This is a genomic window from Streptomyces aureocirculatus (assembly GCF_000720475.1).
Classification (GTDB): Bacteria; Actinomycetota; Actinomycetes; order Streptomycetales; family Streptomycetaceae; genus Streptomyces; species Streptomyces aureocirculatus.
In genome coordinates this window covers 1-12,058 of the sequence record NZ_JOAP01000021.1, presented here as the reverse complement: position 1 = coordinate 12,058, position 12,058 = coordinate 1, and the positions used below count along the sequence as shown (strand labels likewise).

Here is a 12,058-nt window from a genome sequence, read left to right as displayed (position 1 = left end):
TCCTGACATCACATCCGGCCATCCCACCCCGCCGCGGCCCCCGGCACTTCCCGCCGTCTTCCCGTTACCCCTGCAACTCCCGCCGCAGCCGCGCCTCGTCGACGCGCCAGAACGTGTGCTGCTCCCCGTCCACGAGGACGACCGGAATCTGCTCCCAGTACTCGCGGTGCAGCGCCTCGTCCCGCGTGATGTCCTTCTCCTCCCAGGCGACGCCCGTCTCGCCGCAGACCTTCTCGATCACGGCCCGCGCGTCGTCGCACAGATGACAGCCCGGCTTGCCGACCAGGGTGACGAGCCGGTCGCCCGTGAGGGGACGGCCGCCCTCGCCGGCCGTGACTTTCTTCGCTGCGCCGCCGTTCCGGCGGAAAAGAGGACTCATGCCTCCCAGCTTCCTACGCGGCACCGCCCACCCGGTACACACCCGCGCCACGCCCGGGTGTGACCAGCGCGACACGGACCGTTGACGGGTTCGCATCCTTCTCGTCACGGGCCGACCGAACAGAGTGGCTATGCTCGACGACATGGCCACTTTGGGTTGGCTCCACCCCCGCAGGCGCTTCGCCACCGCGCGCAGCGTCCTGGCGGGCGAGGCATCGGCCGAGGCGGCGCGCAAGACGTCGCAGGAGCTGGAAGCAGCCGCCGAGCGCGAGGACGCCCTCGCGCCGGGCACGGCGGCCCAGGCCCCGCCCGCCGAACCGGTGGCCCCCGAGTTTCCCGTCGCGGGCGACGAGAAGGCCGCCGCGTTCTTCGACCTCGACAACACCGTGATGCAGGGCGCCGCCCTGTTCCACTTCGGCCGCGGTCTGTACAAGCGGAAGTTCTTCCAGCGCCGCGAGCTGGCCCGCTTCGCCTGGCAGCAGACCTGGTTCCGGCTCGCGGGCATCGAGGACCCCGAGCACATGCAGGACGCCCGCGACAGCGCCCTGTCCATCGTCAAGGGCCACCGCGTCGCCGAGCTGACCTCCATCGGCGAGGAGATCTACGACGAGTACATGGCCGAGCGCATCTGGCCCGGCACCCGCGCCCTGGCCCAGGCCCACCTCGACGCGGGCCAGAAGGTCTGGCTGGTCACGGCCGCGCCGGTGGAGACGGCCACGATCATCGCCCGCCGCCTCGGCCTGACCGGCGCCCTCGGCACCGTCGCGGAGTCCGTGCACGGCGTGTACACCGGCAAGCTCGTCGGCGAGCCGCTGCACGGCCCCGCCAAGGCCGAGGCCGTCCGCGCCCTCGCCGCAGCCGAAGGCCTGGACCTCGCCCGCTGCGCCGCGTACAGCGACTCGCACAACGACATCCCCATGCTCTCCCTCGTCGGACATCCGTACGCGATCAACCCCGACGCCAAGCTGCGCAAGTACGCCCGCGCCCGCGACTGGCGGCTGCGCGACTACCGCACGGGCCGCAAGGCGGCGAAGGTCGGCATCCCGGCCGCTGCGGGCGTCGGCGCCCTCGCCGGGGGCACGGCGGCCGCGATCGCGCTGCACCGCCGCCGCGGCTGACGGACTCCGCTGCCGCCGCGGCTTCCGTCTCTCCTGCCGACGCGGCTTCCGTCTCTCCTTCCGCCGCGGCTTGCGCCCCCCTTCCGTCCGGCTTCCGCCCCCTCCCGTCGCGGCTTCCGCCACACAGGGTGACCGTCGTGCCCCGGAGCCGCGGAAGGCGTGCCTCCACCCCTCCTCGCACACGGAAACGACGGCAATCCTGCTGTCTTACCCGTCACGCCCCCCGCCAGTCCCGTTCGCTCAACTCGGCCACAACACGCCCCCCGGCCACCTCGAATGCGCATCGATTCGATCAATAACCGTTCAATATCCGGTACTTGATCGACCGCCGATCGGTAACAGAAGCGACGTAATCGATGATTTGAGCAACTGGGTGTAGCGCTGCCTGTACGAAGCGTTATTCTCCTCAGACGCATAACGGACCGTGCGCGTCGCTACGACGGGTGAACGGTCCGGTACTGCACGTGATGGAAGCTCTGCCTCTGGGAGTCCCGTGTACCCACACGTCGGGGTTGACGCCTCGGGCCTGGCTACGCTGCGCGCATCGGTCGTAGACCGCCTGCGCGGCTTCGTCCCCACCGCGTACGCCGTCCCCGCCTACGCCGTCCCGGCCCCCGCCGGGCCGTGCTACGCCCTGGCGGACGGCGGTGCGGCTGTGAGCAGACGTACGCGCTCCGCCGCCGCCACGACCACCCACCGCCGACCGGCGGCGGACAGCGACAGCGCCCGCATGATGGACCTCGTCGAACGCGCCCAGGCGGGCGAGTCCGACGCCTTCGGCCGCCTCTACGACCAGTACAGCGACACCGTCTACCGCTACATCTACTACCGCGTCGGCGGCAAGGCGACCGCCGAGGACCTCACCAGCGAGACCTTTCTGCGCGCCCTGCGCAGGATCGGCACGTTCACCTGGCAGGGCCGTGACTTCGGCGCCTGGCTCGTCACCATCGCCCGCAATCTGGTGGCCGACCACTTCAAGTCGAGCCGCTTCCGCCTCGAAGTGACCACCGGCGAGATGCTCGACGCCAACGAGGTCGAGCGCAGCCCGGAGGACTCCGTCCTCGAGTCCCTGTCGAACGCCGCGCTCCTGGACGCGGTCCGCCGCCTCAACCCCCAGCAGCAGGAGTGTGTGACGCTCCGCTTCCTCCAAGGTCTGTCGGTCGCCGAGACCGCCCGCGTCATGGGCAAGAACGAAGGCGCGATCAAAACCCTGCAGTACCGGGCCGTCCGCACCCTTGCCCGCCTCCTCCCGGACGACGCCCGCTGACGGTGCCGACGGCGTCCCGCCACCGCGCGTGACGCCCAACTCACCATGCGTGGCGGCCTGCTGGCCGTCACGGACTTTGGCGAGCCCGCAGTGGTCCGATCATCTTTCGTCCGTAACCCAAGTGCCGCGACGCTCGTTGTGCGGGATGCAGGCTCCCTGTGGTTGCAACCTGACCTTCCTCACGCTCACCGAGAGCACGGGAGGGCTCCATGCGCTCACTCGAACGTGTGGAAGTGTTCAGGACGTGCAACCCCCAGGACCCCCTGGGGAGTCGACCGTCTTGACGAGAGGAGGTGCCGCCAGTGATCGCGAACGTATCGGCCCACCGGCGGGCGAACGCCTTCGCCCAGGCCCTGGAGGAGCATTCCGACCAGGACCCGGCGGCCGAGCAGCCCGAAGATCCCGCCCCACCGAGGGCGTCCGCCAGGACCGGCCCCACGCCGGGCCCGGACGAACGCGACCGGATGCTGGCGCTCGCCGACGGCCTCGCCCGGCTCCCCGCGCCCCAGCTTGACCCCGAGGTCAAGGTCGTCCAGCGAGCCCAGCTCGTGGCGGCCATGGAGGCCATGCTGGCGGAGGGCACGGCGGGCGACGGCGCAGGATCATCCGTACCGGAACAGCGCTCCCGCAAGGGCGCCCACCGGGCGAGCCCACTCAGCAAGCTCAAGCCCCGCACCCGTCTGTCCAAGGGCCTCGCCGCCGGCGGACTGACCGTGGGCGTGGCGGCGGGAGCCTTCGGCGGCGCGGCAGCGGCGAGTACGGACGCCCTCCCGGGCGACTCGCTGTACGGCCTCAAGCGCGGCATGGAGGACTTCAAGCTCGGCATGGCGGACGGCGACGCCGACCGCGGCCGGCTCTATCTGGACCAGGCGTCGACCCGGCTCAACGAAGCCCGCCGCTTGATGGAGCGCACCCGCTCGGGCCACCTGGACCACGAATCGGTCGGCGAGGTCCGCCGCGCGCTCTCCGGCATGCGCCACGACGCCGCCGAAGGCCACCGCCTCCTCTTCGAGGCGTACGAGCGCGACGGCTCACTCGGCCCCATCCAGACCCTCTCCGCCTTCGCCAAGGCCCACCGCGAGAGCTGGAGCGCCCTGCGCGAGCGGCTCCCCGTGCAGCTCGGCGACGTCGGCGAGCAGGTCAGCTCGGTCTTCGACGCCATGGAGCAGGAGGTCAAGCCCCTGCGCTCCCTGCTGCCCGACAAGCCGGGCCCGAACGGCACCCCGCGCGACCGCCCCCGCCAGGGCACGTCGCCCGACACCGGCACGGACGGCCCCGCACCCCGCAACCCCGGCGAATCCGGCGCCCACCGCTCCCCCGGCGGCAACCCGAAGCCCTCCGCCCCCGGCCACAAGAACCCCCCCAAGGGCCTCATCCCCGACGTCGCGGACGACCTCCTGTCCCCGCCCTCACCCAAAACCCCCTCGGCCCCCACGAACCCCGCCGAGACCAGGAAAAACCCCTCAGCCAAGCCCCCCACACCCGGCAAGCCGGATGTCACCCTCCCTCCGCTGCTGCCCGGATTGCTGCCGGAGCTGGGCATCGAGGGCGAGGACCAGAAGTAACGAAGCCGCCGGACGGGCTATTGATAGCCCGTCCGGCGCTTGAGGACGAGGCGCGAAGCGCCGATAAGGCTGGGGTCCAGATAAGGCTGGGGTCCAGGGGGCGCAGCGCCCCTGCCCGCGGCGGAGCCGCTGATTGACGCAGATTGACGCAGCGGGAAAGGGGCGGGCCCGGGGCGCCCCGCGAGGCCCCGCACCCGTACCCCGCCCCTCAGAAGAACACAGACCTCCGCTGCACGAGCAACTTGTACAGCGTGTGCTGAATCTGCTCCCGCACCTGATCCGTCAGATTGAACATGAGCATCGGATCCTCAGCGGCCTCCGGCGGATACCCATCCGTAGGAATCGCCTCACCGAACTGAATGGTCCACTTCGTGGGCAACGGCACCACCCCCAAAGGACCCAGCCAGGGAAACGTCGGCGTCAACGGGAAATACGGAATCCCGAGAACCCGCGCCAACGTCTTGGCGTTCCCGATCATCGGATAGATCTCCTCGGCCCCCACGATGGAACAGGGCACGATCGGCGACCCCGTCCGCAGCGCCGTCGAAACGAACCCACCCCGCCCGAACCGCTGCAGCTTGTACCGCTCCGAGAACGGCTTCCCGATCCCCTTGAACCCCTCGGGCATCACCCCGACCAACTCGCCCCGCTCAAGGAGCGCCCCCGCGTCCTCCGCACACGCCAATGTGTGCCCGGCCTTGCGCGCCAGCTCGTTCACGACCGGCAACATGAACACCAGGTCGGCGGCGAGCAACCGCAGATGCCTGCCGTGCGGATGGTTGTCGTGCACGGCGACCTGCATCATCAGGCCGTCCCACGGCAGCGTCCCCGAGTGATTGGCGACGATCAGCGCCCCACCCTCGGCGGGGATGTTCTCGATGCCCTTGACCTCGACGCGGAAGTAGTTGTCGTAGATCGGCCGGAGGAGCGACATCAGCACCTGGTCGGTCAGCTCCGCGTCGTACCCGAAGTCGTCGACGTCGTACTCACCCGTGAGCCGCCGCCGCAGGAACGCGAGGCCACCGGCGATCCGCCGGTCCCAGCCCCCGCCGCCACCACGCGGCTCCGACGGCAACGCCTGCACCGGCACCGTGTCCCGCCGCGCGGCGCGGGAGCCACCGGGCGCACCGGCCCCCGGCGCCCGGGCGCCTTCCGCGACCGAGGGCTCCGCGCCCGGCGCCGCACCGGCCCGGTCCGCACCGCCCGGAGCGTCACCGTGCGGTCGGCCCGGGGCCGCCGGGACCGCCTTGACGTCGCGCGCCTTCGCCCCGTCGCCCGGACGCCGCGGCCCGGACCTGCGGCGCGGCGGCCGCTGGGCGCCCCCGCGCGACCGGTCGTCGTCGAACGGAATGACCTTGGCGTCCGCCATCGTTGACGATCTCCTCAATTGGCGCTGTGGTGGGCACTGTCGTCGGCTCCGCGTCGGGCACCGCCGCCGGCGCCGGACTTCCCGCCGCCGCCCGCGAGGGGCAGCGCCGCGATCCTGTCGACGGCTCCCGCGAGCGCCGCAGGCGGCAGCAGGCCGGGACCCCGACTGCGTACGAAGTCCGCGAAGGCCTCCGCGGTCGTGTACTTGGGCCTGAACCCCAGTGTCTCGCGCATCTGCCGGGTGGCCACGACCCTGCCGTGGGTGAGCAGCCGGATCTGCTCCGGTGAGAAGTCCGTGACGCTCAGCGTACGCAGGGCCGCGCCCACCCAGGTGACCGCCGGGAGCAGCACCGGCAGCGTCGGCCGTCCGAGCCGCCGGGCACACTGCGAGAGCAGCAGCAGCCCCGCACCCGCGATGTTGAACGTGCCGCTGTTCAGGGTCCCGCGCTCGGGCTCGTGCGAGGCGAGGCGCAGCACGTCGACGGCATCGTCCTCGTGCACGAACTGCAGCCGCGGGTCATAGCCGAAGACCGTCGGCAGGACCGGCAGCGAGAAGTACTCGGCGAGCGGCGAATCCGCGGCAGGGCCCAGGATGTTGGCGAACCGCAGCACGCACACCGCGACATCGGGGCGCCGCCGCGCGAACCCGCGCACATAGCCCTCGACCTCGACGGCGTCCTTGGCGAAACCGCCGCTGGGCAGGGACTTCGGTGGCGTCGTCTCCGTGAAGACCGCGGGGTCGCGGGGCGCGGAACCGTACACATTGGTACTGGACTTCACCACGAGGCGCTTCACCCGCGGCGACTTCTGGCAGGCGCCGAGCAACTGCATCGTGCCGATGACGTTGGTCTCCTTGACCGAGCCGCGGCTGCCGCCGGCCAGGGCGGCGCCCGTCACGTCCATGTGCACGACCGTGTCGACGCCGTGCTCGGCGAGGACCTTGGTGATCGTGGGCTGCCGGATGTCGGCCTGGACGAAGTCGGCACCGCCGAGATGATGCTCGGGTGGGACGGCGTCGACGGCCACCACCCGCTCCACCTCCGGGTCGCGCTGGATGCGCCGGACGAACCTGCCGCCTAGCTGCCGGGCCACTCCGGTCACAAGCACGACCTTGCCCAAGATCAGCGCCGCCTTTCCTCAGCCCGCGCGACGTCGGGGCGCCCCGCCCCGCGTCCTGTCTGAGCACTACGCCCTTGGCCCACGCTAGCGGTTGGACGTTGCGCTGTGACGACCGCGAGGCGTGCGAAGTGACGACGGCCACACTTCTCCGAAAAGATCAAGCCGTTCGCCCGCATTTGAACTATTGAATCCCCTATGGCCGCTGTCCCTCCGGGATTCCTCCCGGATTCCTCCGGGACTCCTGCGGGACCTCACTGGGATCCCCGCGGGTGAGGCGGGACACAGGGCCCCTGAGCCAGGGCTGCCGAGAACGCATCGAGGCCCTCCCGTCGGACGACGGGAGGGCCTCGATACATGCGCTTGCGCTTCGCTGACGTGCAGCGGTCGCTTACTTCTTGTTGCGACGCTGAACGCGCGTGCGCTTCAGCAGCTTGCGGTGCTTCTTCTTTGCCATCCGCTTACGCCGCTTCTTGATAACAGAGCCCACGACTACCCTCGCTCACTTTTCTTCACTCGGTGCGGGGCAGCAGACTGGGCCCACACGACCTGGTCGGCCCAGCCTACCCGTACCTGCGCCGAGTCTGTAATCGAGGGAGGTCGTTCAGGCCGTCTCCACCCCCACGTATGAGTCGCGAAGGTACTCGTGAACCGCGTTCTCCGGGACCCGGAAGGACCTTCCGACCCGGATTGCGGGCAGATGACCGCTGTGCACCAGCCGGTACACGGTCATCTTCGAGACTCGCATCACCGCGGCTACCTCCGCCACGGTCAGAAACGCAACCTCGCTGAGAGGCCTCTGGTCAGCAGCCATGACACACCTGAACCTTCCGCACATGACGCGCACCGGCTTCCCCTTCCGGTGACTCCTCGTCGCTGTGCGCTCACTCCCCAGAGTAGGGGCGGGTGATGCGAGTGGGGAAGAGGAGCTGCCATCGGCCGTTTACTGTGACAGACACGCTCGATTGAGTACATAGCGAGTAAGCGGTCGGTAGTAATCAGACCGCACAGCGTCATCAAGCGGAACGACCACGGACACCCGCCCCTCCGCCTCTCCGACGAACAGCGCCGGATCGTCCGTATCCGCCAGACCGATCGCGTCAAACCCGAGCTGACCTGCTCCGCAGACCCATCCGTGGTCCCCGATGACCAGCTCGGGCAGGGGTCCCCCGGAGGCCGCCTGGGCCGCGAGGACGCGTCGAACCGGGAGCGGTGAATGGCTGTGTGCGCCGGTCTCACTCCCGGTGGGACGCACGCCGGGTTCGCGCAACAGCGCGACGCCCTGTACGTAGTCAAGGTTGTACGTGCGTAGGCCGAACCGGGTCGTTATGTCGACACAGCAACCCTGCGCAGGGGTGAGGACCGGGCATCCCGCCGCCGACAACGCATCGGCCAACGCGGCGTAGAACCCCAGGAGCCGGTGCGGGTGGCCGGTCCCGATCAGGACCGGAAGCCTGTGCCGGGCCGCGTCCTGGAGCCGCTCGGCGAACGCTTCGAGCCCCGCGAGGGTCCGTTCCGGGTCGATGATGTCGGCCCCCGAGGTGTGCCGGGGGTCTTCGGAGACGCCGCACTTGTCGGCCATCAACCGCAGCAAGTCTCCCGCACCCCAGTTCCATTCGGGGTCCAGCCCGAGAAGTATCCGGGGATCGCGGGCCGCGAAGAGCCGGTAGCTCCGCAGGCTCTCCTCCCGCGAGGTGGCGACGGGCCCGGCGAGCCGGGCCGCCAGCAGATGCGCGCGCAGCGCTCCGGTGCTCAACACGCCCCGATGCTGCCGCACATACCGGCACGGAACCCCGAAAACCCAGAAAACACCCCACACTTGGGCTAAGAGTGCCCCGTCGGGGCACCGGGCCGTCGGGGCCGCCGGGGGCTGCGCCCCGCAAGGGGCGCGGGGAACTGCGCGAGCAACCGACACAAGTCCGCAGACGCATCTGCCCGCTGTCCCGGCAGACGCACCTACGAGTCGTCGCACGCTGAGCGCGCGGTTCCCCGCGCCCCTGACGGGGCGCACACCTCAGGGAAGCAATCCCCGCAGGGGGAAGACGGCCCGGCGGGTGGCGAGGACCGCCTGGTCCACGCGGTCCGCGGGGTCGTACCCCTCGTCCCAGCTCCGCCACTCCACGGGCCAGCGTCCATCCGTCATCCGCCCGGGGCCCCGCGTACGCGTACGGCGGTACACCTCCTGCTGCCAGACCTCGGGCAGCACCGCCGTCGGTTCGATCTCACGGCCCGCGGCCACCGCGACCAGATGCGTCCAGGACCTCGGCACCACGTCCACCACCGCGTAACCCCCGCCCCCCAGGGCCACCCAGCGCCCGTCGGCGTACTCGTGGGCCAGCTCGTGACAGGCGATCTGCACCGCACGCTGCGCGTCGAGGGACACCGCCAGATGCGCGAGCGGGTCCTCGAAGTGCGTGTCCGCGCCGTGCTGCGTCACGAGCACCTGCGGCCGGAACCCGGCGATGAGCTCCGGCACCACGGCGTGGAACGCCCGCACCCACCCCTCGTCCCCCGTCCCCGCGGGCAGCGCCACATTGGCCGCACTGCCCACCGCGGGCTCGGCGCCCGTCTCCTCGGGCCAGCCGGTGCCCGGGAACAGCATCCGGGGATGTTCATGCAGGGAGATCGTCAGGACCCGCGGGTCCTCCCAGAACGCCGCCTGCACGCCGTCCCCGTGGTGCACGTCCACGTCCACGTACGCGACGCGCTCCGCGCCCAGCTCCAGGAGCCGCGCGATGGCCAGGGCCGCGTCGTTGTACACACAGAACCCGGAGGCGCTGCCCGGCATCGCGTGGTGCAGGCCGCCCGCGAAGTTCACGGCGTGCAGCGCCTCGCCCTGCCACACGGCTTCGGCGGCCGCGACCGACTGCCCCGCGATCAGCGCCGACACTTCGTGCATGCCGGCGAAGGCGGGGTCGTCCTCCGTTCCGAGTCCGTAATCCCCGCGGGCCGAAGCCGGGTCGGCGGAGGCCGCCCGCACCGCCCGCACATAGTCCTCGCGGTGCACGAGCCCGAGCGTCGACTCCCCGGCGCGCTTCGCCGCGACCACGTCCAGCTCCCGGTCGAGCCCGAAGGCGTCGATCAGACTTCTCGTCAGCGCGAGCCTGACCGGGTCCATGGGGTGCTGTGGACCGAAGTCATAGCCCGTTACTGCCTCGTCCCACATCAGTTGTGCGCGGCCGCTCATGACCATCACCGTATCGGTCCGGGTCGGGGGCGAACGACCTGGCATACCTCAGGGTCATGAGTACCAACACCAGAGGAACGACCATCGCCCCGCGGTAGTTCCACACTTCTCCGAGCGCGCCCACCAGCGGTGAACCGATCAGGAAACCCACGTAGTTGAAGACGTTCAACCGGGCCACCGCCACGTCCGAGGCACCGGGGAACAGCTTTCCCGCCGCCGCGAACGTCTGCGGCACGATCACACAAAGACCGATCCCGAGGAGCGTGAACCCGAGGATCCCCACCCACGCCCCGGGCGCCATCGTCACCACACCGAACCCCGCCGCCGCGAGCACCGCCCCGCACCGCACCACGGCGACGGCCCCGAACCGCCGCACCCCCAGGTCCCCGACCGTCCGCCCCAGCAGGTTCATCACCATGTAGACGTTGTACGGAACGGTCGACAGCTCCTCCGAACTCCCCAGCACGTCCTGTAGATACTTCGCGCTCCAGTTGGAGACGGTCGAGTCCCCGATGTACGCGAAGGTCATCACGAGGCACAACGGAAGGAGCGCCTTGAAGCCCACCGACGCGGGGGCGCGGCCCGGGTCGCCCGGGTCACGGGAGGTCAGTTCCGGGGAGGTCAGTTCCGGGGAGGTCAGTTCCGGGGAGGTCAGCTTGGGGGAGGCCCACTCACCGGCGCCCGTGTCGTCGCTGTCCACGTACCACCGGCTCCCCACAAGGGCGGCCGGCAGCAGCACCACGACGACCGGCAGATACGACACGAGCAGCGACAGGTCCCAGTGCGCTCCCGCCCACGCAAGCGAGGCCCCCGCGATTCCGCCCAGGCTGTACGCCGCGTGGAAGCCCAGCATGATGCTGCGCCCGTACGCCCGCTGGAGGCTGACCCCCAGCATGTTCATCGACGCGTCCAGGGCGCCGACCGCGAGCCCGAACACCCCCAGCGCCATCGCGATCTCCCACAGGGCGTCCCCCGCGCCCGCGCCGAGCAGCGCGAGCAGCACCACGGGCTGCGACCACCGCAGCACCCTGCTGGGCGGCACTCTCCGCACGAGACGCTCGGTGCACACGCTCCCGATTCCGGCCAGGACCGGCACGGCGGCGAGGAAGAGGGGCAGCAGCCCGTCGGATATCCCGTACCGGTCCTGTAGCGCGGGTATGCGCGTCACGAGCAGCGCGAACGTGACGCCCTGCACCAGGAAGCCGAAGGCCAGCGAGGCCCTGCCGCGCCGCAGCGTTTCCGTCATGGCTGCGAAGCGTAGGATCCCCGCCTACTCATGGGTAGACGGATCACTTCACTACTTTGCCGCGAGGAGGCCAGGCACCTCGCTCAGGTGGCTGAACAGCCGGGTGGCTTCACGGAGTCGTTCGGCCGGTGTCATGGCGGTGAAGCCGTAGACGTCCATCCCGGCCGCGTTGGCGGCCTGTACGCCCAGCGGGCTGTCCTCGATGACGACGCACTTGCCGGGTGCGACTCCCATGTGTTCGGCGGCGTGCAGGAAGAGGTCAGGTGCCGGCTTGCCGCGCCCGACGTCCTGGGAACTGAAGATGCGTCCTTCGTCGAACCATTTGTCGAGCCCTGTCTTGCGGTGTCCGACGCGAATCCGCTGGTGGCTTCCGGAGGACGCGAGGCAGTAGGGCACACCGTCCGCGGTGAGCTGCTCCAGGAGTTCCACGGCTCCCGCCATGGGCTGTAGCTCGCGTTCGAAGGCGGCGAAGACCCGCTCGTGGAAGACGTCGTCGAAGTCTTCGGGAAGCCGCTTTCCTGACCGTTCGAGAATGGTGTCGTGTACGCGGTGCATCGCGGCGCCCATATAGTCGCGCAGGGATTCTTCGTACGAGGTGGGGTGGCCGAGTTCTGTCAGATAGGCGGCGAGCATGGTGTTGGAGAGGGGCTCGCTGTCCACCAGGACGCCGTCATTGTCGAAAATGATCAGTTCGTATCGCATGGTTCGACCCTAAACGCAGAAAACCCCCGCACCGTGAGGTGCGGGGGTTTTCCTATAAAATTAGTTCGGCGGCGTCCTACTCTCCCACAGGGTCCCCCCTGCAGTACCATC

Annotated in this window: 12 protein-coding genes; 3 read left to right on the top strand and 9 right to left on the bottom strand. The window is 70.2% G+C overall.

All coding sequences use genetic code 11. The features are described 5' to 3' along the window. Positions 1-64 precede the first annotated feature (64 nt). Complete coding sequence (locus tag IG78_RS0120185; protein ID WP_051852794.1) at positions 65-379, bottom strand: glutaredoxin family protein; 315 nt, start codon at positions 377-379, stop codon at positions 65-67. Positions 380-521: 142 nt separating this feature from the next. Between IG78_RS0120185 and IG78_RS0120180 the strand changes: the two genes are divergently transcribed. The 3 genes from IG78_RS0120180 (at position 522) to IG78_RS0120170 (ending at position 4,328) form a co-directional block, all read left to right on the top strand. After that, entirely contained in the window at positions 522-1,496 is a 975-nt protein-coding gene (locus tag IG78_RS0120180; RefSeq protein ID WP_030565172.1) for an HAD family hydrolase, read from the top strand. Between the two features lie 493 nt (positions 1,497-1,989). Then, the gene (locus IG78_RS0120175) at positions 1,990-2,763 is read left to right on the top strand and encodes an ECF subfamily RNA polymerase sigma factor, BldN family (RefSeq protein ID WP_030565170.1); all 774 of its coding nucleotides are present in this window, start codon (positions 1,990-1,992) and stop codon (positions 2,761-2,763) included. 302 nt (positions 2,764-3,065) lie between these two features. Then, a complete protein-coding gene (locus IG78_RS0120170) occupies positions 3,066-4,328 on the top strand; it encodes a DUF5667 domain-containing protein (protein ID WP_030565167.1) in 1,263 nt (420 codons plus the stop codon). Positions 4,329-4,536: 208 nt separating this feature from the next. Here IG78_RS0120170 and IG78_RS0120165 read toward each other — a convergent pair whose 3' ends face one another. From IG78_RS0120165 to IG78_RS0120135, 8 genes are all read right to left on the bottom strand, one after another. Next, positions 4,537-5,697 (bottom strand): lysophospholipid acyltransferase family protein, encoded by a 1,161-nt coding sequence (locus tag IG78_RS0120165; protein WP_030565165.1) that lies wholly within the window; start codon positions 5,695-5,697, stop codon positions 4,537-4,539. Between the two features lie 14 nt (positions 5,698-5,711). Then, positions 5,712-6,815: an NAD-dependent epimerase/dehydratase family protein gene (locus IG78_RS0120160; RefSeq protein WP_030565163.1), complete on the bottom strand. Its 1,104-nt coding sequence runs from the start codon at positions 6,813-6,815 to the stop codon at positions 5,712-5,714. A 388-nt stretch (positions 6,816-7,203) separates the two neighbouring features. Beyond that, positions 7,204-7,302, bottom strand: coding sequence for a 30S ribosomal protein bS22 (locus IG78_RS46000; RefSeq protein ID WP_003948845.1), 99 nt, complete (start codon positions 7,300-7,302; stop codon positions 7,204-7,206). A gap of 114 nt (positions 7,303-7,416) precedes the next feature. After that, entirely contained in the window at positions 7,417-7,626 is a 210-nt protein-coding gene (locus tag IG78_RS0120155) for a helix-turn-helix domain-containing protein (RefSeq protein ID WP_157164103.1), read from the bottom strand. A gap of 129 nt (positions 7,627-7,755) precedes the next feature. Next, entirely contained in the window at positions 7,756-8,571 is an 816-nt protein-coding gene (locus tag IG78_RS0120150) for a phosphatase (protein ID WP_030565162.1), read from the bottom strand. Between the two features lie 255 nt (positions 8,572-8,826). Beyond that, positions 8,827-9,999, bottom strand: a complete 1,173-nt coding sequence (locus IG78_RS0120145) for an acetoin utilization protein AcuC (protein WP_030565161.1) — start codon at positions 9,997-9,999, stop codon at positions 8,827-8,829. Continuing rightward, positions 9,950-11,245: an MFS transporter gene (locus tag IG78_RS0120140; protein ID WP_030565160.1), complete on the bottom strand. Its 1,296-nt coding sequence runs from the start codon at positions 11,243-11,245 to the stop codon at positions 9,950-9,952. Before IG78_RS0120140 ends, IG78_RS0120145 begins: the two co-directional genes overlap by 50 nt. Before the next feature lie 51 nt (positions 11,246-11,296). Beyond that, entirely contained in the window at positions 11,297-11,947 is a 651-nt protein-coding gene (locus IG78_RS0120135; RefSeq protein WP_030565159.1) for an HAD family hydrolase, read from the bottom strand. Between the last annotated feature and the right edge of the window lie 111 nt (positions 11,948-12,058).